Source organism: Allosaccharopolyspora coralli, from assembly GCF_009664835.1.
Taxonomy (GTDB): Bacteria; Actinomycetota; Actinomycetes; order Mycobacteriales; family Pseudonocardiaceae; genus Allosaccharopolyspora; species Allosaccharopolyspora coralli.
This window is the reverse complement of record NZ_CP045929.1, coordinates 1,970,963-1,997,360: the sequence shown is the minus strand read 5'-3', so window position 1 is coordinate 1,997,360 and position 26,398 is coordinate 1,970,963. Positions and strand designations below refer to the sequence as shown.

Genomic DNA, 26,398 nt, shown 5'->3' with positions numbered 1-26,398 from the left:
CCGCGGCCCGGCCTGTTCCCGGGCTTGCGGCTCAGGCCGGTGGACGAAACGACGAAGACCCGACGTCACCCCGTCACCCCCATCGGCACGGCCACCCGCACCGTGCTGTCGTCGACCAGCAGCGGAAGCGGTTCCAGATGCAGAGAGACGTTGTCGAGCCCGCGACCGGCGAGGCGTACGTCGTAGTGCTCACCACACGTCCCGCAACGAAGTGAGGCGCCGTCGAGCGTTCCCGCGGAGATCGGCCCCGTACACCGTGGGCATCGATCGGCGTAGGCGTAATGCTGATCGTCTACAGTGCACAGAGTGACCGGACGTCCCGCGACCTCCGTCGCCAGCAGCACACCCGGCGCGAGGCGGTCGACGCAGTCGAGATCACGCCACTCGGGCTCTGCCGCTGGCCCCGAGCTCTGTTCCGGCACGAGGGGCAGCAACGGCCTGCCACCGGGTCCTGCGGGGGACGTACCGGGACCGGTGACGCCCTCGACCTCGATCTCGGTGACCTCGGGCGCGGCCTCCCGGATCGCGTTCTCGATCGCCAGCTTCACCGTCACCAACGACGACGGGCAACCGTCGCAGCTGCCGGTCAACCGGAGATGGGCGACACCGTCGTCACCCACCCCGAACAGTTCGACGTCGCCCGAATGCGATCCGAGGTACGGGCGCACCGTGTCCAGCGCCGCGGCGACCCGCTCCCCGACCGATTCCGGATGCAGGTCGTGCAACGTCAGCAGCGCACCGACGAGCGGGTCAGCGGCGAGCTCCCGGTACAGCTCGCCGCCGACATTTTCCTCCTCCTGCAGAATGCACACCATCCTGCCGAGTCCCGCCCCGTAGAACTCCACGAGTGTCCGCACGAGTTCCTCGGCCCGCTCGGTCGCCGCCGGATCACCCGAGCGCTCGAACTGCCCGAGCAGCTCGTCGATGCGGCCCGCGACCTCCCGCGCGTCCGCGCCGTCCTTCGCCTGCGTCATCGCCGCCGCCCGTCAGGTGGTGCCGTTGAACGCGTGCGGCGAATGCACCTTCTCGAGCACGTTGCCGTCGCCGGTGTACATGTGCACACCACACGGCAGGCACGGGTCGAAACTGCGCACCGCACGCATGATGTCGATCCCCTTGAAGTTCTCCCTGGTGTTCTCCTCGAAGATCGGTGTGTTCTGCACCGCGTCCTCGTACGGTCCGGGTGTGCCGAAGTTGTCCCGCACGCTGCCGTTCCACGGTGTCGGTGGGTACGGGTGATAGTTGGCGATCTTGCCGTCGCGAATCACCATGTGGTGCGAAAGCACTCCGCGCACAGCCTCGGTGAAGCCGCAGCCGATGCCGTCCTCGGGCACCTCGAACGGCTCCCAGGTCTTGGTGTGACCGGCCCGCACCTCCGCGAGGGCACGTTCCACGAAATGCAGTGCCAGTGCCGCACTGTAAGCCTGGTAATAGGTTCGCGCGCGGTTGCGCTCCAGCGCGTTACTCCACTGGGGAATCTTCCACTCGAAGGTCTTCTCCGGCTTCGTCGCCGACTTCGGCAAGTGGATCTGGACGCTGTGGCCCGTCGCCTTCACGTACCCGGCGTCGACCAGACCGGAAAGCGCCGTCGACCACAAGCGAGCGATCGGGCCGCCCCCGGTGTCCAACGCGAGGTGCTCGTTGCCGTCGAACCAGCGCGGCGACATCACCCACGAGTACTTGTCGTCGAAATCGCGTTTGCTCGGCCGTGGAATCGTGTGCTGGTTCCACGGGTGACGCCGATCCACCGGGTTGCCCAGCGGGTCGCGCTCGACGAACATCTCTTGGTCTTCCCAGTCCTCGTAGTACGAGCTGCCCAGCAGGATCCGGATACCCAAGTTGATGTCGACCAGATCGTTGGTGACGAGCTTGCCGTCGACGATCACTCCCGGGGTCACGAACATCTTCCGACCCCAGTCGGTCATCTCCCGATAGTTGAATCCGGGGTGATCAGGGTCCATGTGACAGCCCCAGCACGCCAACAGGGTTCGTCGCCTGCCGACCTCCTCGTAGCCCGGCAGTGCCTCGTAGATGAAATCGAACAGGTCGTCGTGCATCGGAACGCAGCGCTTCATGAACTCCACGTACCGCATGAGCCGGGTCAGATAGTCGGTGAACAACTGCACGGTGGCGACGGTGCCGACCCCGCCCGGGTACAAAGTGGACGGGTGAACGTGACGGCCCTCCATGAGGCAGAACATCTCGCGCGTCATGCGAGAGATCTGCAGTGCCTCGCGGTAGAACTCGCCCTCCATCGGGTTCAGCGAGCGCATGATGTCGGCGATCGTGCGATAACCGTGCTCCGCCGCGTTCGAGGCTGCGGTGCGCTCCGCCAACTCCAGCACACCCGGGTTGGTCTCCCGAACCATCTTCTCGCAGTAGTCCACCCCGACCAGGTTCTCCTGGAAGATGTTGTGGTCGAACATGAACTCCGCGGCCTCACCCAGGTTCATGATCCACTCACCGAGGTGCGGCGGCCGGACACCGTAGGCCATGTTCTGCGCGTACACCGAGCACGTCGCGTGGTTGTCGCCGCAGATCCCGCAGATGCGGCTGGTGATGAAGTGCGCGTCGCGGGGGTCTTTTCCCTTCATGAAGATGCTGTATCCGCGGAAGATCGACGAGGTCGAGTACGCCTCCACGACCTTCTTCGCCGACCAGTCGATCTTCGTGTAGATCCCGAGGCTGCCCACGATACGGGTGATCGGGTCCCACGACATCTCCATGAGGTCCTGGTCGGACTTGCCCTTGCGCCCTTGGGTGCTGGTCATGTCATTGCCTTCCGTCTCGGATGCTCGTGGCCCTCGACGCGGTCACCAGGGGGGCCGGTACCCGGTGTGTAGTTCGCGGGTCCTTCCCCGCCAGGACGGTTCCTTGTCCGCGGTCTTGCGAGTGATCTCGCGCAACCGCCGGATCGCCATGCCGTACACACCACTCGCCGCGGTCGACACCCGCGCCCCCGGCGGCTCGTCCATGAACGGCATGAACTTGTCCGGGAATCCGGGCATCGTGCATCCGATGCAGATACCTCCGACGTTCGGGCACCCGCCGATGCCGTTGATCCAACCGCGCTTGGGCACGTTGCACTGCACCACCGGACCCCAGCACCCGATCTTCACCAGACACTCCGGGGCTCCGTAGTGATCGGTGAACTGGCCCTGCTCGTAGTAACCGGCGCGGTCGCATCCTTCGTGGACGGTCGCGCCGAACAACCACTGTGGACGGAGTTGGTCGTCGAGCGGGATCATCGGAGCTTGCCCGGCGACCTGGTAGAGCAGGTACAGGATGGTCTCGGAGAGGTTGTCCGGGTGGATCGGGCAGCCGGGCACACACACGATCGGGAGACCGGCCTTCGATGTCCAGTTCCAGCCCAGGTAGTCCGGAACCCCCATTGCCCCGGTCGGGTTGCCCTCCATAGCGTGGATCCCGCCGTAGGTGGCGCAGGTTCCCACCGCCAGCACTCCCAGCGCCTTCGGCGTCAACCGGTCGAGCCACTCACTGGTCGTCATCGGCTGACCGGTGTCCGGGTTGTTGCCGAACGCGGCGAAATAACCTTCCTGCTTGATCGACTCGTTCGGGATGGACCCCTCCACGACGAGCACGAACGGCTCCAGCTCGCCCCGATCAGCTTTGTGGAACCACTCGATGAACGTGTCCGCGCCCTGCTCCGGACCGCACTCGAAGTCGATCAGCGGCCAGTGCACCTGAACCTCGGGCAGGCCGGGCAACGCACCGAGCGCGATTTCTTCGATGCTCGGCTGCGTGGCGGCGGTCAACGCGACCGAGTCACCGTCGCAACTCAGTCCCGCGTTGATCCAGAGAATGTGGACCGGACCCGGCGGTGACTGTTGCTCGGACTCCTCGTCGGGAACGCTCTGCACGTGCCTCGTAGCTGGACTCACGACTGCTCACCCCAACTCCTCCTGGAAACTCCTCGCTGCCGATCCGTTCTCGGTATCCGCGTTCGACGCGAGCGCGAGCACCGTCAGCTCCCACAACGCGTGGTACAAGGTCGTCTGGGCTTCCTGAATGCGGTGCACCGAGGATGAGGGCACCACGAACAGGTGGTCGATGGATTCGGATTCGGCCATCTTCCCGCCCCGGTCGCCTGCGATACCGATCGTCAGCAGACCACGCCGCTTCGCCTCGTCGAACGCGCTCAGCAGGTTCGCCGAGTTCCCGCTGGTGGACAGTCCCGCCGCGATGTCGTCGCGGCGACCGAACGCGCCGATCTGACGCGCGAAAACGACGTCGAACCCGACGTCGTTGGACAATGCCGTGACCACGGCGATGTCGCTGGTGAGACCGAACGCGGGCAACGCCGTGGAGTCCGGACCCGGGTGCAGGAACATGCTGGCCATGTCCTGAGCGTCCGTGGAGCTGCCCCCATTTCCGAACGTCAGCAACCGGCCGCCTTGCCGGAACCGCTCGGCCATCGACGCCGAACACGCGATCAATTCCGACCGGTCTCGTTCCAGCACTTCCCCGCGCAACGCGATGATCTCGCGTGCTTTGTCCTCAGTGGAGCGCATCACCTGTCGCAGCACCGCGTCCACATCCACTTCGGACGAAGTCAGGAAAGGGTACAGCGACATGCTGTTCACGTCGCCTCCGACGGGCTCGGCCGACATGGCTGGTCACCTCCGAACGACCGCGATGGCTTCGCTCGCGTGCACGAGCACCGTGTCACCCGCCCGCGCGGGCACGAGCGCGATACTGATCTCTTCTTCGCCTGCCTCGGTGTCGACCACGGCCATCCGATCGGCTAGTACCCGCACGATCGTCACCTCGACCGCTTCGTCCGAGCACGTGACGCAGTGGTCCCCGGTGCAAGCAGCTTCCGCCACCACCGGGTCCGGCAAGGGCTGTGCACTCATCGCGACTCCTGTGTTCGTTGCGGATCACCCGCACGCGACGACGGACGCGACCCCTTCCGTCATCGCGTCTGGCTGGGAACTTCCGGCGGCCGGAGCGCGCCGGGTTGTTCGAAGAAGACGTGCACCAGCTCCCAGAGGATGTGGTACATCGTCACGTGTACTTCCTTGACGACCCGAGGGTCGTCGGACCGCGCGACCAGCACGTGATCGAGGCCGGAGACCGCGATCGTGCCTCCGTCCCCGCCGAGCAATCCGATCGTGAGCAACCCGCGTTCGCGGCCGGCTTCCAGACCGCGTCGCACGTTGAGGCAGTGTCCGTCGGTGGAGATCCCCAGCGCGATGTCGACCGGATCGGCCAGGTGCCGCACCTGGTGGGCGAAGATCTCGTCCCAGCCTTCGCCGTTGGCGACACCGGTGACCGTGGCGACGTCCGCGGTCAGCGACAGCGCGGGCAGCGCCCGCTTGCCGACGATGACCGGATGCACGAACTCGACGGCGACGTGTTGAGCGTCCGTGCTCGGCCCCCCGTTGCCGAAGACGATGAGCTTGCCGCCGCGGTGGAACCGCCGCGCCATCGCATGACAGGCGCGGGCGACGTCGTCGGAACAATCCAGCAGACGCTCGACCGGTTCGACCCGCCGGCCGAACACCTCGTCGACAGCGTCGGCAGCTGCGCTTGCGGAAGACCACATCATCGCGGCCACTTCCTCACGTGGCGGGAGCGTTGCCCACAAAGCTAAGTCGTGCGATCCACGTCACACAACTTGACCTTCACCCGTCAGTGATCACACCGCCACCCACAGTGAATGACCTTCATCTCCACCGGACGCAACAAGGGGCGAACGGAGTGATCCGTTCGCCCCTGATCAGGTGAGTCGCGCGCGTCAGCGCCCCCTGCGTTCTCTCAACTTGGCCAACGCCTCGTCCAGGATCGCGACCCCCTCGGCGTCGCTGCGGCGTTCCTGCACGTACGCGAGGTGACTCTTGTACGGCTCGTTGCGCCGGGGCTCCGGCGGATTGTCCGCATCCGGCCCCGCGGGCAGCCCGCATCGAGGGCAGTCCCACCGGTCCGGAACCTCGGCGTCGACGGCCAGCGACGGCCGGGTGTGGTGCCCGTGGGCGCACCAGAAGTCCACCCGTTTGCGCGGTGCGGACTCACCGCGCTCCGCTTCGCCCGTCGGCCCGCCACCGATCCGCATCCCGCGGATCGTGTTCCCACCCGTCATTGCGCCTCCACCACGTCCCGACCCCGGCGACCGTTCCGGCAGGCCCGGTCAACCGAGCTTGATCAGCAATCCGACGCCCACGATGCAGATGACCCACAACGCGATGACGAAGACGGTCATCCGGTCGAGGTTCTTCTCCGCGACGCTGGAACCGGCGAGGTTGGACTGCATCCCGCCGCCGAACAGCGAAGTCAGTCCGCCGCCTTTCGCCTTGTGCAGCAGCACCAGCAGGACGAGCGTCACACTCGTCACGATCAACATGATCTGCAGGAAAAGAGTCATCAGGTCCTCGTTCGCACAGCGGTACAGGCACAGCGTACCGGGCCGCCCACTCGTCGTGAGACCGCCGTCCGCACGAACGCGGCGACGGCCGGTTCGACCGGCAGGGCGGCCCGGTACCGGTCAGGGCAGTGGGCCCCCGGCAGCCATCGCGCTGAGCTTGGTGAACTCGTCACCGTTGAGGCTCGCCCCGCCGACGAGCGCGCCGTCGACGTCCTTCTGCGCGATGAGTTCGCCGATGTTGCTGGACTTCACCGAGCCGCCGTAGAGCACGCGGACGACCTCGGCGACGTCGGAGCCGTACTTCTCGGTGAGCGCAGCCCGCACGGCGGCGCACACTTCTTGGGCGTCGTCGGAGGTCGCGACCTTGCCGGTGCCGATGGCCCACACGGGCTCGTAGGCGATGACGACCTCGCGTGCCTGCTCGGCCTTCAGGCCCTTGAGTCCGTCGATCACCTGCGAGGTGCAGTGCGCGACGTGCTCGCCCGCTTCCCGCACGGCGAGCTGCTCGCCGACGCACAGGATCGGCGTCATGCCGTGCTTGAGCACCGCCTTGACCTTCTTGTTGACCAGTTCGTCGGTCTCAGCGTGGAGGTCACGGCGTTCGGAGTGGCCGACGACGACGAAGCTGCAGCCGAGTTTGGCCAGCATCGGCGCGGACACGTCACCGGTGTAGGCGCCCGACTCGTGTTCGGAGACGTCCTGCGCCCCGTACTTGAGCAGCAGCTTGTCCCCGTCGACGAGGGTCTGCACGCTGCGGAGGTCGGTGAACGGCGGGACGACCGCCACCTCGACCTTCGAGAAGTACTTCTCGGGCAGGGCGAAGGCGACCTTCTGCACCAGGGCGATGGCCTCGAGGTGGTTGAGGTTCATCTTCCAGTTGCCCGCGATGAGCGGTGTCCTGGCCATCAGTCGGTCCCTTCCAGTACTGCCACGCCGGGCAGGTCCTTGCCCTCCAGGAATTCCAGCGACGCGCCACCTCCGGTGGAGATGTGCGAGAACTCGTCCTCGGGCAGGCCGAGGGTCCGGACGGCGGCCGCGGAGTCTCCGCCACCGACGACGCTGAACGCGCCCGAGTCGATGATGGCCTGCGCGACGCCGCGGGTACCTGCCGCGAACGCGTCGAACTCGAAGACACCGGCGGGGCCGTTCCAGAACACGGTGCGCGCTCCGGCGAGGATCGAGCTGAACTCCTCGACGCTGCGCGGGCCGATGTCCAAGCCCATCCAGCCCTCGGGAATCGCGTCGGCGTCGACGACGTCGCGCCGGGCGTCGGCGGCGAACTTGTCCGCGACGACGACGTCCACCGGCAGCACCAGGGTGTCGCCGTGCTTGTCGAGCAGTTCCCTGGTCGCGTCGAGCTGATCGTTCTGCAGCAGCGACGAACCGACGGAGTACCCCTGGGCGGCGAGGAACGTGTACGCCATGCCGCCGCCGATGACGAGCTTGTCGACCTTCGGCAACAGTGCCTCGATGACACCGAACTTGTCCGAGACTTTGGATCCGCCGAGCACGACGACGTACGGACGCTGCGGGTCCCCGGTGAGCGTGCGCAGCACCTCGACCTCGGAGAGCACCAGACCACCGGCGTATCCGGGTAGCTTGCGGGCGATCTCGTACACCGACGCCTGCTTGCGGTGGACCACACCGAAGCCGTCCGAGACGAACGCGGCGGCGTCTCCGACGATCTCGGCCAGCTCGGCGGCCAGTGCGTCTCGCTCGGCTGCGTCCTTGCTGGTCTCGCGCGGGTCGAAGCGCACGTTCTCCAGCAGGGCGACGTCGCCGTCTCCGAGACCGGCCACGACCGCGCCTGCTGAGTCGCCGACCACGTCGGTGGCCATCGGGACGTCACGATCGAGCAGCTCACCGAGCCTGCGCGCGACCGGCGCCAGCGAGAACTCGGGGGTCGGCTCGCCCTTCGGGCGGCCGAGGTGCGCGGTGACGACGACCTGCGCGCCCGCTGCGGAGAGCTTGCGCAGCGTGGGCAGCGAGGCCTGCACCCGTCCGTCGTCGGTGATGGTGTCGCCGTCGAGCGGCACGTTCAGGTCGGCGCGCACCAGCACCCGCCGGCCGCGCACCCCCTCACCGAGCAGGTCATCCAAATTCTTCAAGCTCACTCCTAGCAACCCCCGCCTCACGAGCGGATTCTTCGACTCCGATTCACGACGAGAGCCACTCGAGTCTCGTCAGGCAAGCGGCGCAGCCGCTTTCGAGCACCATGGCAACCGGCACCGTCGCGGGTTCTCCGGCGCCGCCTCGCGAGGGCCGGCCCGACGTGGTGTATGAGCGATACATGATGTCGGGCCTCCCGGAGCGAGGCGGCGCCGGAGGTTGCGCTACCGGCACCGCCGCCAGAAGCCGGAAGCTCAGGAAAGCTTCGAACCGACCAAGGCAGTGAGGTCGACGAGGCGGTTGGAGTAACCCCACTCGTTGTCGTACCAGGCGACGACCTTGACCTGGTTGTCGATGACCTTGGTCAGCGGCGCGTCGTAGATCGCCGAGGCGGGGTCGGTGACGATGTCGGTGGACACGATCGGCTCGTCGCTGTAACGCAGGATGCCCTTGAGCTTCGCGTCGCCCGCGGCGGCCTTGAACGCCTCGTTGACCTCCTCCACCGAGGTGTTGCGGCCGACGGTGACGGTGAGGTCGGTGGTCGAGCCGGTCGGCACCGGCACCCGCAGCGCGTAGCCGTCGAGCTTGCCGTTGAGCTCGGGGAGCACGAGGCCGATGGCCTTGGCCGCGCCGGTACCGGTCGGCACGACGTTGAGCGCCGCGGCGCGGGCGCGACGCAGGTCCTTGTGCGGCCCGTCCTGCAGGTTCTGGTCGGCGGTGTAGGCGTGCACCGTCGTCATCAAGCCACGCTCGATGCCGAAGTTGTCGTTGAGGACCTTGGCGACCGGGGCCAGGCAGTTGGTGGTGCACGACGCGTTCGAGATGACGGTCTGCGAGCCGTCGAGCTGATCGTCGTTGACGCCGAGCACCACCGTGAGGTCTTCACCCTTGGCAGGCGCGGAGACGATGACCTTCTTCGCGCCGCCCTCGTCGACGTGCTTGCGTGCGTCCGAGGCGTTGGTGAAGAAACCGGTCGACTCCACGACGACGTCGACTCCGAGGTCCGACCACGGCAGCTTGCCCGGGTCCTTCTCGGCGAGGATCTTGACGGTCTTGTCGCCGACCCGGATACCGTCGTCGGTGACCTGCACCTCGTGGTCGACACGGCCGAGGACGCTGTCGTACTTGAGCAGGTGCGCCATCGTGGCGACGTCGCCGAGGTCGTTGGCCGCCACGATCTCGATGTCGTGGCCACTGGCGACCGCGGCCCGCCAGAAGTTACGGCCGATCCGGCCGAAGCCGTTGATCCCTACGCGAACGGTCACGCCGATCTCTCCTCGTGACTGACCCTGCCGACCCGGCGGCGGGTGAGCGGTTGATGGAACGCCTCAACCCTATCGCCGTGCGGCACGCTTCACTCGGGTGGGCGCCTGCCGTGCCTGCGCATTTCCGGATGGCGAGACGTGCCCGACCGATGGTGCGCTCCCCCGGACTCGCGCGGTACTCCCGACGCAGGTGGGGAGGCCTTGCGCACCCCGATCCGACTCCTTGCCAACCGCGCTGTCCGTGATCGGCATCTCTGCACCGGTTCGGCATCGTGGCATCTCTCTCCCGCCGTCTACGCAGCCGGACCACCAGCGGATGCTTCTCAGCGCCCTCCTCGCGAGGACAGCGATTGCGCCACGGGTCGCTACTCGAGAAATCGATCCCGCAGCGAGGAGGGCGCTGACGTTCCGCCACGGGACCACGACGCAGACCGCCCCGCACACCCTCTTAGCGGGCATTTTGGAACTGGCTTGTGTGCCCGTAGGGCACGCCTCATACGTGCTCAGCCTCGGCAGGGTGAGGGGCTCCGACGTTCGGAGTTCGTGCCTCGCAAGGCAGGGATTCTCGCCGCGTACGAGTGGTACTCAAGAGGACCCCAACACCGCGAGGCACGAACTGGGGCGGCGGTACCGGACCACCCACCCAAGCGCCCAAATGCGCTTAGCTTTCGGCTTCGAGCATCTCGTCGGTCACGGCCGCCTCGGTGTCCGGCAGATCGAGTTCGCGGGCGCGCTTGTCGGCCATGGCCAGCAACCGCCGGATCCGCCCGGCGACCGCGTCCTTGGTCATGGGCGGGTCGGCGAGCTGACCGAGTTCTTCGAGCGAGGCCTGCCGGTGTTCGAGCCGCAGCCTGCCCGCGACGAGCAGGTGCTCGGGTGCCGTCGGGCCGAGCAGGTCCAGCGCACGGCCCACCCGTGCGGCGGAGGCGACGGCGGCGCGGGCGGAGCGCCGCAGGTTGGCGTCGTCGAAGTTCGCGAGACGGTTGGCGGTGGCCCGCACCTCTCGGCGCATCCGGCGCTCTTCCCAGGAGAGCACGCTGGTGTGGGCTCCGAGCTTGGTCAGCAGCGCGCCGATCGCGTCGCCATCCCGGATCACGACTCGGTCGGCGCCGCGAACCTCACGCGACTTCGCCTGCACCCCGAGCCTGCGTGCGGCTCCCACCAGCGCGAGCGCCGCTTCGGGACCGGGGCAGGTGACCTCCATCGATGAGGAGCGGCCCGGTTCGGTCAGCGACCCGTGAGCCAGGAACGCGCCGCGCCACGCGGACTCGGAGTCGCAGGAACCGCCGGAGACGACGTGGGCGGGCAACCCACGCACGGGGCGTCCGCGCTGGTCGAGCAGCCCGGTCTGCCGTGCGAGACCCTCGCCGTCCCGGACGACCCGCACCACGTAGCGCGTTCCCTTGCGCAGGCCGCCGGAGGTGATCACGTGCACGTCCGACTGGTGCCCGAACAGGTCGTGGATCTCCTTGCGCAAGCGGCGGGCGGTGGATCCACTGTCGAGTTCGGCCTCGACCACCACGCGTCCGGCCACGATGTGGAGCCCACCGGCGAACCGCAGCAACGAGGACACCTCGGATCGCCGGCAGCAGGTCTTGGTCACCGACAACCTGCTCAACTCGTCCTTGACCGCCGAGGTCATCGCCACCGGTCCGTCCTCCTCTCGCATGCGGCCATCAGGCTCGCGGCCAGTGCTGCCGGGTCGTGCCTGCCGGGTTGCTCGTGGAGCGCGATCCGGTCGAGCAGTGCCCGCGCGCCCATCTCCTCGGCCGCGGCGTGGAGCCGGTCCGGTGTCGGCACCGAATCGGTGTCGGCGAGCACCGACTCCACCCGCAGTCCGGGCGCGTGCTGCGAGAGTACGTCGAGGTGCTGCTCGGGCGAGAACCCCGCGGTCTCGCCGGGTTGCGGGACGAGGTTGAGCACGACCACGCGCCGAGCGCCGGTGGCGAGCAGCGCGTCGTGCAGCTCAGGCACGAGCACGTGCGGCAACACGCTGGTGAACCACGATCCGGGCCCGAGTACGACCGCGTCCGCCTCGTGCACGGCCCGGACCGCCTCCGGGCACGCGGTGGGCTTCTTCCGCTCGCCGTTCGTCGCGTACAGATGGATTCTTTTCACACGACCGGGTGTACTTGCGATGGCGACCTGGCCCCTGATCGTGCTCCTCGCGTCGGGATCCCGGTCGATCCCGACGACCTCGGCCTCCATGTCCAACGGTTCGGTGCACATCGGCAGCACCCGCCCGCGGACACCCATCAGCGCACTGACCCGGTCGAGCACCGCTACGGGATCCCCCAGCACATCGAGCAGACCCGCTAGCAGCAGGTTGCCGACGGCATGCCCGGCGAGCGCACCCGCCCCGCCGAAGCGGTGCTCGACCAGCTCGGCCCACATCCGTCCGTCGTCGTCGGCACCCGCGAGCGCCGCGAGCGCCTTGCGCAGGTCGCCGGGCGGCAGCATCCCGAGTTCGCGCCGGAGCCTGCCCGACGAGCCGCCGTCGTCGGCGACCGTGACCACGGCCGTCACGTCGTCGGTCACCCGGCGCAGGGCCGACAGCGTCGCCTGGAGCCCATGGCCGCCGCCGAGAGCGACCACACGCGGGCCTGCCCCGGCCGTCACTCGCGCCCCAAGTCGCGGTGCACGGTCTGCGTGGTCATCCCTTCCTCCTCGGCGAGCCGCTTCGCCAGCTCCGTGACCAGCGCGACGCTGCGGTGCTTGCCGCCGGTGCAGCCCAGCGCCAACGTCAGGTACCGCTTGCCCTCGCGGTGGTATCCGGCGCCGACGAGGCGCAGCAGCTGCTGGTAGTTCTGCAGGAACTCCTCGGCTCCCTCCTGACCGAGCACGTAGTTGCTGACCTCGTCGTCGAGTCCGTTGAACTCGCGGAGCTCGGGGATCCAGAACGGGTTCGGCAGGAACCGGCAGTCCATGACCAGATCGGCGTCCATCGGCAGCCCGTACTTGTAGCCGAAGGAGAGCACGGTGACGCGGGTGCGGGTGGTGGCTTCGGTGCCGAACGCGTCCTCGATCTTCGACCGCAGCTGGTGCACGGACAGCCCGGTGGTGTCGACGACCAGGTCGGCCTCGGCCCGCAGCCGGGACAGCAGCGAACGTTCGGCGGCGATGCCGTCGGCCAGGCGGCCCTCGCCCTGCAACGGGTGACCGCGCCGGACCTGCTCGAACCGTCGAATGAGCACGTCGTCGGTCGCCTCGAGGAACAGCACCTTCGGCTTGTAGCCGCGAGCGTCGAGGTCCTTGATCACCGAGCCGAGGTCCTCGGTGAACGCGCGGCTGCGCACATCCATGACGACCGCGACCCTGGTGATCGCGCCGCTGGAGCGCGCGCCGAGTTCGACCATGGTGGAGATCAGCTCGGGCGGCAGGTTGTCCACGACGAACCATCCGAGGTCCTCGAGGCATTTCGCGGCCGTGCTGCGACCCGCGCCGGACAGGCCGCTGACCACGGAGACCTCGATGCCCGACTGTTCTTGACTCACTGCCCGTCCCCTTCGTCGTCCTGCGCCTCGCCGTCGGCGGGCGGCTGGGCGGGAACGCTCGCGCTCCCGCCCCCCGATGCCAGGGCGGCGCGCACCGCTTCGGCGGTATGGCGTCCCACCCCGGGCACCTCGATGATCTCCTCGATACTCGCGCGGCGCAGCTTGCGCAACGAGCCGAAGTGCTTGAGCAGCGCGGTCTTGCGCGTGGACCCGAGCCCGGGAACCGAGTCCAATGTGGAGTTCGTCATGGACTTCGACCGTTTCTGCCGGTGGTAGGCGACGGCGAATCGGTGTGCTTCGTCCCGGACTCGTTGCAGCAGGTAGAGCGCTTCGCTGGTGCGCCCGAGGATCACCGGGTCCGGTTCGGCGGGCAGCCACACCTCTTCGAGCCGCTTGGCCAGCCCGACCACGGCGACGTCGGTGATCCCGAGTTCCGAGAGCGTGTCGGCGGCGGCGTTGGCCTGCGGTCCGCCGCCGTCGACGACGAGCAGGTTCGGCGGATAGGCGAACTTGCGCGGCCTGCCGGTCTCGGGGTCGATGCCGGGTGGCTGCTCACCGTCCGCGTTCCCGGCCTCGGGGCGCTGGGCATCGGCACGATCCTGCCCCGTCGCGACGGTCGCGTCCGGCTGCGTGCCCAGAGGCGTGGCGGACTCGGTTTCCTTGAGATAGCGGGCGAACCGGCGCCGCACGACCTCCGCGATGGACGCGACGTCGCCACCATCGGCGCCTTGCCGCACCGCGAACCGCCGGTACTCGGACTTGCGCGCAACGCCGTCCTCGAAGACGACGAGCGAGGCGACCACGTCGGTGCCCTGCACGTGGCTGACGTCGATGCACTCGACGCGCAACGGGGCGCTGTCGAGGGCGAGCGCCTCCTGCAGTTCCTGCAGCGCCGCCGAGCGTGCCGTCAGGTCGCCCGCGCGGCGCAGCTTGTACTGCTGGAACGCTTCCTTCGCGTTGCGCTCGACGGTGTCCATCAGGGTCCGCTTGTCGCCGCGTTGCGGGACGCGCAGCTGCACCTTCGACCCGCGGAGCTCACCGAGCCACGTGGTGATCGTCTCGGAGCCCTCGGGCAGCTGCGGCACGAGGACCTCGCGTGGAACGGGGCTGCCGCCCGAGTCGGCTTGCTCGGCCAGCGCCGCCTGCTCACCGTAGAACTGTGAGAGGAACTGGGCGGTCAACTGTGCGGTGTCGACCTCCTCGACCTTGTCGATCACCCAGCCGCGCTGACCGCGGACCCGTCCCCCGCGCACGTGGAAGACCTGCACGGCGGCGGCCAGGTCGTCCTCGGCGAAGGCGACCACGTCCGCGTCGGTGCCGTCGCCGAGCACCACGGCCTGACGTTCCATCGCGCGGCGCAACGCTTCGAGGTCGTCGCGCAGTCGCGCCGCCCGCTCGAACTCGAGCCCCTCGGAGGCTTGGCGCATCTCGCGGTCGAGCTTGCGCATGAGGCTGTCGGTCTTGCCCGCAAGGAAGTCGCAGAAGTCGTCGACGATCGCCCGGTGCTCGTCGGCGTCGACCCGGCCGACGCACGGTGCGGAACACTTGCCGATGTAGCCGAGCAGGCACGGCCGGCCGATCTGCGAGTGCCGCTTGAACACCCCGTGCGAACACGTGCGGGCGGGGAACACGCGCAGCAACGTGTCGAGGGTGTCCCGGATCGCCCACGCGTGCGCGTACGGGCCGAAGTAGCGCACGCCCTTGCGTCGCGGCCCTCGGTAGACGTGCAAGCGCGGGAACTCCTCGTGCAGCGTCACGGCGAGCACCGGGTACGACTTGTCGTCGCGATACCGGACGTTGAAACGCGGGTCGTACTCCTTGATCCAGGAGTACTCGAGTTGCAGGGCCTCGACCTCGGTTCGGACGACGGTCCAGCGCACGGCGCCGGCCGACGTCACCATCTGCCGGGTGCGCGGGTGCAACCCGGAGAGGTCGGCGAAGTACGACGCGAGCCTGCTGCGCAGACTCTTGGCCTTGCCGACGTAGATGACACGACCGCCGTCGTCGATGAAGCGATACACGCCTGGGGCGTCCGGGACGGTCCCCGGTGCTGGTCGGTAGGCGGACGGATCGGCCACGTCCCCACCCTACGTCCGCCTCCGACACTCCCGACCAGCGCCGGTCAACCGCCTTCGGCCACGGCCCGATCGCGATCGGCCTCTCCCGATCAGCACGGATCAGTGCCGGTCTGTGATCTTGTTCCGATGCCCGTCAGGGCATGGTCTCGCGTGCTCAGCCCGAGCATGATGACCGGCTCCGGTGTTCGGAGGTTTCGCTCGCAAGGCCGGGGTCGCCGCTGCGTACGTGCTGGTATTCGAGGCGATCCCAACGCCGCGAGCGGCAAGCTGGGACGCCGGTCAGCGACCACAACCGCGGATCACACACAGCTTCTCAGCTCAGAACGGGTACCGCTGAATGCGCGACTGGGCGGTCACCCACTGCACGTCGCTGAAGGTGTCGAGATTCGCCTTGCCGCCGAAGCGCCCACCGGTTCCCGAGGCTTTGAGCCCACCGAAAGGAGCGACGCTCTCGTCGTCGACGGTCTGGTCGTTGATGTGCACGGCTCCGGACTCGATCTGCTCGCTGAGTTCGATCGCGCGGTACGTGTCCTCGGTGAGGATGGACACCGACAGGCCGTACTCACTGGAGTTGATGATCTCGAGAGCCTCGTCCACGGTCTCGTAGGTGATCACGGGCGCGACGGGGCCGAAGACTTCCTCCTGGAACGCAGGAGCATCGTAGGCCAGGTCGGCGAGCACGGTGGGCCGGTAGAACAGCCCGTCGTAGGTGCCACCTGCGGCCAGACTCGCCCCCTGCTCGACCGTGCGGGTGACGAGATCGTGGATCCTGTCGCGCTGTTGTTCGTCGATGACCGGCCCCAGGGCGTTGGCGGCATCGGTGGGATCGCCGACCGCGATGGCGTCGGCCTTCGCGGCGAGCTTCGCCACGTAGGCCTCGGCCATCGAGGTGTGTACCAGGTGGCGACCTGCCGTCATGCAGATCTGGCCCTGATGCAGGAACGAGCCCCACGCCCCTGCGGACGCGGCGTCGTCGAGGTCGGCGTCGGGCAGCACGAGCAGGGCGTTGTTGCCGCCGAGTTCGAGGTGCACCTTCTTGAGCAGCGGCGCGGCCGCCGCGGCGATCGAGCGGCCTGCGGCCGTGGATCCGGTGAAGGACAGGCACGGAACGCGGGGGTGTTCCACCAGCGCCGCACCGGCGTCCGCCCCTCCGGGGAGCACGTGCAGCAGCCCTTCGGGCAGGCCCGCTTCGGCCAGCAGTTCGGCCAGCGCCAACCCGCCGGAGATCGGGGTGCGGGGATCCGGCTTGAGCACCACCGCGTTGCCCGCGGCCAGTGCCGGTGCCACCGACCGGGTCGAAAGGATGGCCGGAAAGTTGAACGGCGAGATCACGCCGACCACTCCGTGCGGGATCCGGCGGGCGAACGACATCCGGGGCTTCGTGCTGCGCAGCAGCTCCCCGTAGGGTTCCGACGCCAGCGCAGCGGCCTCCTCGAGTTCGCTGACCACCAGACCGGCCTCGAACTGCGCCTTGCCCTGCCCGGAGCCCGATTCCGGCACCAGCCAGTTCACGAGGCGGCCGGGGTCGTCGGCGAGCAGGCCGGCTGCCCTGCGGAACACCGCGGCACGCTGATCGTAGGTCAGGGCGGCCCAGGCACGTTGGGATTTTCCGGCGACGTCGACGGCATGATCGACGTCGCCGCTCGAGGCGTACCCGACCGTCGCGATCTGCTTCCCGGTCGCCGGTGCCGTGACCGGGACGGTGCCACCGGCGCCGTCGACCCACGAGCCGTCGAAGACCTTGCCGCTCCACTTCGGACGAACGGCATCGGTGCTGAGGGAGGCGTTCATGGAAGTCTCCTGTCGCTGTGAAGGGTGTCGATCACTCGGATGCTGCGAGTGTGGCGATACTCTGGTCCAACACACTGTGGTCGGCCCAGCTTCCGTGGAATCCGAACGGCACCCGTACGGGCAGTTTCACCCGGGCCAGCGGTTCGGTCACCAGGTCGGCGGCGTCGTGGATGAGCAGTTCGCTGAGTCCGGTCTCGCGATTCCACCACAGCGCGAGAAGGTATCCGTCGTCCTCGGTGCGTGCGTTCTCACGGGCGACGAACACCGGTTCACTGGGGCTGGTGAGCGGGCCCGGGCCGTTGACGACCACGGTGGAGTCGGTGGCGAAGTCGTGGCGAGCCATGCCGTCGGTCATCGTGTCGGTGGCCAGGTCACGGGTGGCGGCGAAGTAGCCGTACCGGTAGGGCTTGCCGACGTACTCGTCGTTGATCTTCGGGAACTCTCCGGCGACGCCACAGATCATCCGGTTGGCGACTGCGCCGGTGCGGGTGTCGACCCGCCATTGCCAGGAGTAGGCGGGCGGGAACCATTCGTGGGAACTGGCCGGAGTGTTCCCCCCTTCGGCCGGGTTGCCCAGACGGGAGATCCGGTGCACGTCGATGACGACCTCGTCGCCGGTTTCATAGGCGTTGTAGAAGTGCGTCGGGGCGAAGACGTCACCGGCCTCGTAGGCGCTCACCTCGTGGGTGCGGCGGTCCATCATGACGATCTGGGTGCCGTGCGGCAGGCTGTCCTCGTCCCAGACCACGCCGGGCCGCCCCTCCTTGATGCGGTCCGGACGGAACTGGCTGGGCGAGACGAGGAAGATCGCGTAGTTGTCGCTGACGACGAAGTCGTGCAGCAGCGCTGGCACACCGATGTCGACGCTGTGCGAGTCGATGATCCGGCCGGTCTTGACGTCGGCGCGGTACCACGTGACCACCGGGCCGGTCGCAGCGAAGAAAAGCAGGTCCCCGCTATCCGGATCGACTTTGTAGTGGGCGGTGCACAGTACGTCGATCCCGCCGTGGAAGTCGTACGTACCGTAGGTTTCCAGCGTCTGCGGGTGCATCGCGTGGGGAAGGCCGCCTTCGTAGTACACGAGCAGGTGGTCGTCGAAGATGCCGACGTTGGTGTTGGCCACGTTCTTGCTCGGCGGTGCTCCCTGAGGCAGGCGTCCGGGGGTGCCTCCGTTGACGAATCCGCTGTAGACGGCTTCACCCTGGTCGACTTCGACCTTCATCGAGTCGGTCGCCACCCAGGTGGTGCGAAACGACGCCTTGCCGTCGCGCAGGTAGATTCCGGCGACCATTCCGTCGCCTTCCCACCAGTGATAGCGATCCGTGTTGCGCGGCTGGAACCGGGGGTTGGAGGAGATGCGGAACAACGCGCCTGCGAGGTCCCCGGGAATTTCTCCGTGGACTTCCAGGTCATAGCCTTCGCTTTCCTCAGTCCACGGCGCGAACGGGCCGTTGAGGAACTTGTTGTCGGTCGGCCAGTTCTGGTCCGCGCTCACGGTCCGGGGTTCCGTGGAGATCGACATCGGAGCGGTGGGCGTGACGCGCCGGGTCGGCGTGCTCATGCTGTTCCCTTTCGCGAGTCCTGGTGCTGAGCGGGCGAGGACGGCCAGATCCCGTGGTTCCCGGGAGAGAGGACACCGGCCGGGTCGAGCGCGTCCTTGAGGGTGGTGTACACGCGGGACAGGGCGTGGTCGCCGAAGCTGAAGTTGGCGGTGACCTTGTCCACCAGCGCGGGATGCGCCCGGTACTCGCTCCAGCCCCATTCGGCTGCCCGATCGCACATCCGGTACACCGCCCGGTGCGCGGCGCGTCTCTCGTGCTCGTCGTCGATGTCGAAGAACACCATGCACGCGCCCACCAGACTGCGTGGGTTGGCTATCCAACCGAAGGCACCGACCAGGCCTTCCTCGGCGAGAATGTGCTGCACCATGCGTTCGTGCCTCGCGGCCGCCTCGCCGGTGAACGGGATGACCGGTGAGAAGTCCAGGTGGCCGACGCGGTCCCCGAAGTGTTTCTGCATCAGCTCCAGCAGGTACATGTTCGGGATACCGGCCGGCACGAGATCCAACGGGTGGACGTCGTCGGCGGCGACGTCGCCGGGGTAGCTGCGCAGGTCGACGGTCACCTCCGGCAGGTGCGCGACGGCTTCGCGCAGCGCCTCCTCTTGCGCCCGCACGACGTTCTCGCGCCCGTAGAAGGCGACGCGGGCGTCCCAGCGTCCCGGAGGCAGGGTGGCCGAGAGCTTCTGCTGTGTGGTCAGGCCGTCGGTGTCCTGATCCGGTGTGGCTCGGCCCCCGTCGGGTTCCGGTGAGCTGGTGATGAGTGGATGTCCTTGGATGGTGCCGTCGAGAACGAGCGGCGACAGCGCGTCGACGAGGTCCGCGATGTCCTCGTCGCGGTGGCAGATGACCGATCCCGTCGTGCACGTCTCGGGTTCCGGCATCAACCAGATACCCATCTTGGTCACGACGCCGAAGTTCGACTGCATGAACATGCCGTCGAGTGCGGGACCGAACCCGCGTGGGTGCCGCTGCCAGAGGGGGCTGTCGTCCATCGCCCCCAGTCCGGTGCGCACGATCTCGCCGGAGGCGAGAACGACCTCCATGCCGCAGACGGCCGAGGCGTGATCCCCGTACACGGTGTAGCCGTAACCGTGCTCGAGCGTGTTGCCGACGATGCTGCCCCAACCGAGATCCGGAACCGACATCCACAGCCTCAGCCCACGTTGCTTCAGCTCCGAGTACAGATCGAAGAACCGCACTCCGGGTTCGACGAGTGCGAAAGCTCCCTGTTCGTCGATCTCCAGAATCCGGTTCATGCGACGCAGATTGAGCACGATGGACCCGTTGACCACCGGTGCGGACCCGCCGTAGCCGTAGTTGCGGCCGGTCGACGAGGTCCACACCGGGACCTCGCACTCGGCGGCGATCCGAAGGGTCTGCCGAATCTCCTCGACCCCGGCCGGCTGTACGACGAACGACGGCTGGAACTCCGTGGCCGACGCCCCCTCGTAAGGGTCGTGGAACTCGCGCACCGAGTCCGAATCCGTCAACACGGCTTGCTCTCCGAGTGCGTGGACCACACGCGCGTAGGCCTCATCGAGGCTCGCCGTGGGTAGGTCGACTCGTGCTTCTGCGGTCATCACCTGCTCCAGCGCCGGTGGGCACCGCGTCGTGCCCCGTGCCCTCATGGTCGACTGCGGAGTGCCCACCACTCTCGCTCGTCGACGATAGAAACGCGCTGATCGTTTGGTGCCGTGACGCAAATCAGCAGGTGCCGAAGTGGCCGTTACTCCAGCAGGGCCGTGAACTCGTGGGTCAGCAACAGCGCGATCACGGTGTCGGTCGCCCGTTCCGTGGCCGGGCGGCCGAGGAGTTGCTCCGCCTGACGAACGCGGTAGGCGACCGTGTTCGCGGCCAGCGAGAGTTCCTGCGCGGCCGCCGTCCGGCTGCGACCGTGCCGAAGGTAGGCGGCCAAGGTCTCCCGGATAGCGGCCGACTTGACGTCGGCACCGGTCAAGTCACCGAGTACGGCAAGCACGTACCGCCCGGCAGCATCCGGATCGGCGAGCAGAAGCGCGAGCAGTGCCACGTCGTCGTGTGCCCACGCCCCCACGGTCCCCTGTCGCCGACCGACGGACGCCGCCTGGCGTGCACCGAGCACGGTGTGCCGAAATCCCGCCACGCCCGTGCCCACCGGCCCCAGCGCCAGAGACGTGGCTCGGGGGCGCTCGATCACTCGTACCGCTTCGACCAGCCCTTCCATCCGGGTGCCCGGCAACGACCAGACGACACCGGTCGAACCGTCCGGCAGCTCGAGCACCAGCGTCCCGGCCGCGCCGACCCGCGACGCTACCTGGCTCACATACCGTGCTACGGGAGTATTCTTTCCGCCGTCGGAGACCGCGTCGTCGGTCCACAACACGCCCGCGAGATGCTGTCCCGTCAAGCGAATCCCCAGCACCGATTCGGCTCCGTCCGAAGCACGGGAGGTGCGCAGGATCTCGTCCACGACCTGCCTCCTGGCCGCGGTGATCCGGTTCTGCCACACGGCGCGTTCGGCCTCATAGGCCGCCGAGAGCTCGCGCACCAACAGGTCGACAAAGGCGAGCAGCTGGCGGCTGAGCACGCGGACCTCGTTCACCAGCTCCCCCGGCGGCACCGCTTCGCTGATCACCGTCAGCAAACGGTCCTGAACCGCCGTGTGACACATCCACACCACACGCAGCACAGTGTCGATCGCGGTACCCTGCCGCACCGCCAGCCGCACCTGCTCGACAGCTTCCTGCGGCGCCCTGGTCATCGCTTCCGCGTCGGATCGCAGGGAACCCAGCACGGTGAGCAGACACGCCTCGCAGGCCCGCCGCTCAAGCCCGGTCAACGCCAGGTCCGCATCCTCCTGCGCGGCGGTCTTCACCTCTTCGGTGATCGTCGCGGCGGTCTCTACCGCCCACGCCGCCGCGTCCTCACCCAGAATCCTCGCAGCTTCGGCGACCGTGGCTGCTGAACTCGCAGGACCACTGTTCACGGCGCTGATCTCCGTAGCAGGCCGCAGCAGGGCCATCCAGGCTCGCATCGGCGCCCACCTTCCTCTCCCGAGCCTCGATGATCGCACCAGGAGGGGAGCCGGTTCAGTCAGCGGCGCCCTCGACCCGCACCTGAGCAGGCGATCACCCTCCAGGGGTAGTCGTGTGTAGTCGGTTCGATACCGGAGGGGTCGATGACCGAGCACATGACTCCCGCGCAGGAATACGAGTTCTACGCCCATCCGGAGAACCAGCAACCGCAGGGCCCTGCGCGACGACGCAAGCGTGCCCAGTCGGACCGGTGCCGGTGCGGCTGCCGCCAGACCGGCTTGATGACGCCCGCCGCGCAGCCGCAGACGACGACGGCTCCCTGTCGTCGTGGATCCGCCGCGCTGTCGAACACGAGCTCCGCGCCTCGGCCTGACGAGCAGGATTCGGCCACCGCTCTACGTTTCCGAGCAGTCCCGCTCTGCAGCGGTCAAGGCAGTCGTTCCTGCACTGCTCTTTGTGCCGGATCACCGTCGGCACCGGCTACGCCCGTGGCGCTACGGGACGTTGACGTGTGGAGACCCCTCGATCCGAGGCTCCCGAGCACGCGCCGGTCAACCGCCTTCGGCCATGGATCGATCGGCTTCACGGACGAACTCCGCCAACCACGGTGGGATCTCGCCGGCATCGGAGGACGGGACATCGATGGACTGGATATTCACGACATACTGCCCATAGCGCAACTGCACCCACCAGTTGTCGCACGCCCCCGGGCGTCCGTGGATCTGGCCACAGAAGAACCGTTCCTGCTCGGCAGAAGTCAACGGGCGCGGCGGGCGACGTTCGACGATCGCATCGAAATACTCGCCGTGCTCACTGACCGGGTCGGCACGAGAGAACGCCCACGAAGACCACACCGGCGAGGCGTACCGCCGGATCGTCTGGTCGATCTCGGCGCGATCCGGCCCCACCCACGAACGTGTGCCCTCGGAGTCGCTCGAATCTGCCGCCGTGTCCGACCGTGACCATGGTCCGGGCAGCGCGGGGTTGCCCGGCTTCATCAGTTCCGCTACAGGCCGTTCCGCACGCTGCTGTCCCGCCAACGGAAGCCACCAGAGGACGGCCGCACCACACAGCAGCACGACCGCCCCCACAGTGACGACCAACCAAGTCTTTCGCCGAAACATCTAGGGCTTCGTCCATTTCCGGACCTGGTCGAGGTTCGGAGTGGCAGCGTCCAGTTCGTCGATCGTGGCGTACACCTTGGCGCTGAACTGGCCGACCGTCATCTCGTCACCGTGTTCGTCCCACAGGTCCATTCCGGCTTGCATCGTGATCACGTCGCCCGGGTCGTGTTCGCCGGTACCAGGCAATTGCGGAGCCGCATGAAGCGGTCCCTCATCGAAACCAGCCGCTCGTCCGACGTAGCCGTAGTGCATGTTGGACCAGATGTCGTAGAAAACCTCGCGCCCGGCCGAATCGTCCGGGATCTTGAAGTACAACTCGTCGGAATTGTTGGAGTTCAGATCGAACATGCGCTGAATCTTCGGCTTGTGGTCCCACGGCATGCCTGGCGCAACCATGACCCCGAACAACACGAACGCACTCGGCCGATCGGCCGCGTCGTCCAACAGTTCCAACCATTTCGTCCATGTCGCGCCGTCGAACAGCCGCGCCGCGATGTCAGCAGGATCCACATCCGGCGCCCACGGCTTGTTGAGCATCCAGATCGCCCATGTCAGCGGCGCGTTCTGGTTCGTTCTCAGTTCGTCGTACATGTACTCGAGAGTCTGCGTGAACCGCCCCTCGCTGCGCTCCGCCCAATCCGGTGCACGGTCGTCGCGGGCGCGCGTTGCCTCCGTCGCACAAGTCTTCTTCGCATACTCGACGAGTGCGCGCGCTCGGTCTTCAACCTTGCCGTAACGATCCGGGTACGCCGACCGCTGGACAACCTGTGCCAGTTCGCCCGCGGACAGTTTCGGATCGTCCTTCTCGGCCTCCTGCGCCCGCGTGCAGAACTGACGCGATGCGTAGGGCACCTTCATGCAATCGCTCGCGGATCCCCAGCCCTGGCTCGGACGCTGCTGGAATACGCCGACGGAATCACGATCGCCGTAATCGAGGTTCCGCATCCCCGACTCGACGAGCGCTGCCTCGAACGCAGCCAGCAGCACCTTGTCAGAGACGTCCATATCCTCTCCGACAGCGTATACGACACGAGCCACTTCAGGGTCGGGACCCCCAGTGACGGAACCCGCTTCCGGCCCTTCCGGAATTGACTTCGCCATTCTCGACTCCTTGAATCGGTGCTGACGTCCGAAACGATGCCGAACACACGAGTTGATCCGCAGCACAATCTCGATTGTTCACTCGATGAGCGCAGCCGGGAAGCGGAAGTTGGTTCATTCAGCGGCGTCCTCGACGCGCACACGCAGCAGGCCAACGTCCTCTCGTCGCCTTACAGCGGCCGCGGCAGTCGTTCCTCGACCGGAGCCAGCTCGAAGGGTGCCGAGGGCAGGGTCTGATACCAGTACGCCACCGAGGACACGTCGTTGTTGAGCTTGTTCGCGTGGCCGTGCTCGATCGACACCGTGATCGAGCGGTCGAAGACGACCGGGTCCTCCACGTGGAATCGGTAGTACGAGATCTGACCGCTCCAGTTGGGGCCGCCCGGCATGGTGAGTCCGTGGTACGGCGCGTGGTACTCCTCGCTGGGACACCACGCCGTGTTGAAGTAGTCCTCGGTCCCGGTGCCGTGCAGTCTCGGCGGCCAGGGCTCACCGTCGATGACGATCATGTCGTCGCCTTCGCCGTACCAGTTCCAGTCCGTGGTGTGCCGCAGGTTGTGCACGTTGAACACTGAGCCGACGTAGTGCCCACGCCCCTGCGCCTCGAGGATCACGTAGTTGCCCGCGTCGTCGGTGTTGGTGCCGCCGAAGAGGTACTCGTCGTTGCTCTGCTCGCCCTGCTCCGCGCCGTCGGTCGGGTTCTCCCGCCGCCACTGGGCGTGGAAGTAGCCGAGCTCGGGATCGGCCTCGGCGTAGGTCTCGTAGTCGACGTAGTAGTAGAAGACGATCGGCTTGATCGACATCTCGCTGATCAGCTCGATCTTCGCCCGCGCGCCGAACGGCATCGCGAACCAGCAGTTGAAGCCCTTGCCGTCCTGCGGGCTCATCTGCAGCGGCGCCGAGGAGAAGTTGCCGGTACGCCCGTGCCCCATGCCGAAGAAGTCGCCGAGCGGCACCAGCACGCTCGGGTGCGCCGCGTCGTCCCACGTGATCTTGAGCACGAGCCGGCGCAGGTAGTCGCCCTCGACTTCCGGGCGGTGCGGCCCGTTCTCCGTCGCCACCGTGCACCAGATGTGGGTGATCGCGCCGGGCCCTTGAATGTTCGCGAGCTCGCGGGTCTGGCCCGGCAACAGCCGGACGTTGTCGGTGTTGCCGCCGGTCCGATCCCAGCTGGATGCCCGGCCGCGCCGTACGCTGCGCAATCTCGGCAAGTCTCGGAGACTGCTCCCGAACGATCCGTACCCGGCCATCGTGGCTCCCCTTCACTCTGATCGGTTGCCCCTCCCGCGAGTCAAGATCCTTTCCGGAGCCGCTGTCGAGGGAAGTCATCCGATCGGACGGGGGCCTCAGCGGGCCGGCGGCTGGTACCTCTCGATCCGCCGCAGCACGGAACGGATGCGCGCTGCGTGAATCGGCGAGAGCGCATAACCCGGGTAACTGGCGAACCAGCTCGCGCTGCCGAGGCTCACCGCGTCCGCACCCGCCCAGAAGTACTCACGGCAGTCGTCGAAGCTGCGGATCCCCCCGGTGGCGATGATCGGCAACCGCACCCCGGCGTCACGCAGCTCGGAGACCACCCGCAGTCCGATCGGCTTGATCGCTCGTCCGGACAGGCCACCGAAGCCGTTCTGCAGCAGCGGCGTCCCCGTCTGCGGGTCGAGCCGCAGCGCCTTCACCGTGTTGATCGCGGTCAGCGCCGACACGCCGTGCCGCGCCGCCAACCGAGCGTGGGCGAGGTAGTCGTAGTCCGGCGAAAGTTTGAGGATCACCGGGTGGTTGCTGCGCGGTACCGCCTCGCTCAGCACCGACTCGATGATCGCGTTGAAATCGAAGTTGACGTTGTGGCAGGAGACGTTGAACTCGACGGCCGCGATCTCGCCCGCAGGAACCGCTGCGTTGATCGTGTCCACGAGCGTCACGAACTCCTCGGCCGAGAACCCACCGACCGAGATGATCCGGTTCTGCTCCCGCGTCCTCGGGTAGTAATCGCGCAGGTACGCCTCGATGCCGACGTTGCACCAGCCGAAAGCGTTGAGCCACCCGCCTTCGACCTGTCGCAGGACCCGCCCGTAACGCTTGAGCAGGCCGGGCAACTCGTGCAGCGCCCACTGGTCGCGGGTGGTGAAGTGCCCTTCCCGAGGCTCGACGGTGAGGGTGCGGGTGGTGACGGCGCCGAAGCGCTCCAACGGCACGAACTGCGAGATCGGGCTCATCCCGTACGCGGCGACCTTCGCGTTCGCCACCCCGTAGCCGAGCAGGCTCGACGAGGTGACGAGCCGGTTGCGCAGGGTGATGTCGCCGAGCCGTACCTGGCCGGGGCGAGGTTCGTCCCGGACGAGTCGAAGGTTGCGCTCCTGGGCCACGCTCACGATGTCCTCCTGCTTCGCCGCGATCTGCGCTTTCATTGTCCCTTATCGACCGGCCCGCGCCTCGCCCGCGTCCTGCGTCACGAGCGGCACAGGGTGTAGACACGAGT

At 67.6% G+C, this 26,398-nt stretch carries 23 protein-coding genes; all 23 read right to left on the bottom strand.

The genetic code is table 11. The features are described 5' to 3' along the window. Window positions 1-65: 65 nt before the first annotated feature. Window positions 66-974, bottom strand: coding sequence for a NifU family protein (locus tag GIY23_RS09500; protein ID WP_154076314.1), 909 nt, complete (start codon window positions 972-974; stop codon window positions 66-68). A 12-nt stretch (window positions 975-986) separates the two neighbouring features. Beyond that, complete coding sequence (locus GIY23_RS09495) at window positions 987-2,771, bottom strand: nickel-dependent hydrogenase large subunit (RefSeq protein ID WP_154076313.1); 1,785 nt, start codon at window positions 2,769-2,771, stop codon at window positions 987-989. 42 nt (window positions 2,772-2,813) lie between these two features. After that, window positions 2,814-3,881: an NADH-quinone oxidoreductase subunit B family protein gene (locus GIY23_RS09490; RefSeq protein WP_154078739.1), complete on the bottom strand. Its 1,068-nt coding sequence runs from the start codon at window positions 3,879-3,881 to the stop codon at window positions 2,814-2,816. A gap of 27 nt (window positions 3,882-3,908) precedes the next feature. Continuing rightward, window positions 3,909-4,631, bottom strand: a complete 723-nt coding sequence (locus GIY23_RS09485) for a D-sedoheptulose-7-phosphate isomerase (RefSeq protein WP_154076312.1) — start codon at window positions 4,629-4,631, stop codon at window positions 3,909-3,911. Window positions 4,632-4,637: 6 nt separating this feature from the next. Beyond that, a complete protein-coding gene (locus tag GIY23_RS09480; protein ID WP_154076311.1) occupies window positions 4,638-4,877 on the bottom strand; it encodes a HypC/HybG/HupF family hydrogenase formation chaperone in 240 nt (79 codons plus the stop codon). Window positions 4,878-4,936: 59 nt separating this feature from the next. Beyond that, window positions 4,937-5,572 (bottom strand): D-sedoheptulose-7-phosphate isomerase, encoded by a 636-nt coding sequence (locus tag GIY23_RS09475; protein ID WP_154076310.1) that lies wholly within the window; start codon window positions 5,570-5,572, stop codon window positions 4,937-4,939. Window positions 5,573-5,761: 189 nt separating this feature from the next. Then, entirely contained in the window at window positions 5,762-6,103 is a 342-nt protein-coding gene (locus tag GIY23_RS09470) for an RNA polymerase-binding protein RbpA (protein WP_154076309.1), read from the bottom strand. 48 nt (window positions 6,104-6,151) lie between these two features. Next, window positions 6,152-6,385, bottom strand: coding sequence for a preprotein translocase subunit SecG (secG, locus tag GIY23_RS09465; protein WP_154076308.1), 234 nt, complete (start codon window positions 6,383-6,385; stop codon window positions 6,152-6,154). Window positions 6,386-6,505: 120 nt separating this feature from the next. Beyond that, entirely contained in the window at window positions 6,506-7,291 is a 786-nt protein-coding gene (gene tpiA / locus GIY23_RS09460) for a triose-phosphate isomerase (RefSeq protein WP_154076307.1), read from the bottom strand. Then, a complete protein-coding gene (locus GIY23_RS09455; protein ID WP_228717636.1) occupies window positions 7,291-8,493 on the bottom strand; it encodes a phosphoglycerate kinase in 1,203 nt (400 codons plus the stop codon). The genes tpiA and GIY23_RS09455 overlap by 1 nt, the downstream gene beginning before the upstream one ends. Before the next feature lie 255 nt (window positions 8,494-8,748). Then, complete coding sequence (gap, locus tag GIY23_RS09450; RefSeq protein ID WP_154076305.1) at window positions 8,749-9,759, bottom strand: type I glyceraldehyde-3-phosphate dehydrogenase; 1,011 nt, start codon at window positions 9,757-9,759, stop codon at window positions 8,749-8,751. Between the two features lie 661 nt (window positions 9,760-10,420). After that, complete coding sequence (gene whiA, locus GIY23_RS09445; protein ID WP_154078738.1) at window positions 10,421-11,407, bottom strand: DNA-binding protein WhiA; 987 nt, start codon at window positions 11,405-11,407, stop codon at window positions 10,421-10,423. Then, entirely contained in the window at window positions 11,398-12,354 is a 957-nt protein-coding gene (locus GIY23_RS09440) for a gluconeogenesis factor YvcK family protein (protein WP_154076304.1), read from the bottom strand. The genes whiA and GIY23_RS09440 overlap by 10 nt, the downstream gene beginning before the upstream one ends. A 20-nt stretch (window positions 12,355-12,374) precedes the next feature. Beyond that, window positions 12,375-13,253 (bottom strand): RNase adapter RapZ, encoded by an 879-nt coding sequence (rapZ, locus tag GIY23_RS09435; RefSeq protein ID WP_154076303.1) that lies wholly within the window; start codon window positions 13,251-13,253, stop codon window positions 12,375-12,377. After that, window positions 13,250-15,331, bottom strand: a complete 2,082-nt coding sequence (gene uvrC / locus GIY23_RS09430) for an excinuclease ABC subunit UvrC (RefSeq protein WP_154076302.1) — start codon at window positions 15,329-15,331, stop codon at window positions 13,250-13,252. The genes rapZ and uvrC overlap by 4 nt, the downstream gene beginning before the upstream one ends. A gap of 318 nt (window positions 15,332-15,649) precedes the next feature. After that, the gene (locus tag GIY23_RS09425) at window positions 15,650-17,122 is read right to left on the bottom strand and encodes an aldehyde dehydrogenase family protein (protein WP_154076301.1); all 1,473 of its coding nucleotides are present in this window, start codon (window positions 17,120-17,122) and stop codon (window positions 15,650-15,652) included. A 31-nt stretch (window positions 17,123-17,153) separates the two neighbouring features. After that, entirely contained in the window at window positions 17,154-18,683 is a 1,530-nt protein-coding gene (locus GIY23_RS09420; RefSeq protein ID WP_228717635.1) for a carotenoid oxygenase family protein, read from the bottom strand. Further along, entirely contained in the window at window positions 18,680-20,263 is a 1,584-nt protein-coding gene (locus tag GIY23_RS09415) for an FAD-binding oxidoreductase (protein ID WP_187352078.1), read from the bottom strand. The genes GIY23_RS09420 and GIY23_RS09415 overlap by 4 nt, the downstream gene beginning before the upstream one ends. Before the next feature lie 146 nt (window positions 20,264-20,409). Further along, entirely contained in the window at window positions 20,410-21,696 is a 1,287-nt protein-coding gene (locus GIY23_RS09410) for a PucR family transcriptional regulator (protein WP_187352077.1), read from the bottom strand. 552 nt (window positions 21,697-22,248) lie between these two features. Then, a complete protein-coding gene (locus tag GIY23_RS09405) occupies window positions 22,249-22,800 on the bottom strand; it encodes a hypothetical protein (protein WP_187352076.1) in 552 nt (183 codons plus the stop codon). 21 nt (window positions 22,801-22,821) lie between these two features. Continuing rightward, window positions 22,822-23,988, bottom strand: a complete 1,167-nt coding sequence (locus tag GIY23_RS09400; protein ID WP_154076297.1) for a polymorphic toxin type 44 domain-containing protein — start codon at window positions 23,986-23,988, stop codon at window positions 22,822-22,824. Window positions 23,989-24,092: 104 nt separating this feature from the next. Further along, window positions 24,093-25,172, bottom strand: coding sequence for a glycoside hydrolase family 172 protein (locus GIY23_RS09395; RefSeq protein WP_154076296.1), 1,080 nt, complete (start codon window positions 25,170-25,172; stop codon window positions 24,093-24,095). A 96-nt stretch (window positions 25,173-25,268) separates the two neighbouring features. Then, on the bottom strand, window positions 25,269-26,327 hold the full coding sequence (locus tag GIY23_RS09390; protein WP_228717634.1) for a beta/alpha barrel domain-containing protein: 1,059 nt from the start codon (window positions 26,325-26,327) through the stop codon (window positions 25,269-25,271). Between the last annotated feature and the right edge of the window lie 71 nt (window positions 26,328-26,398).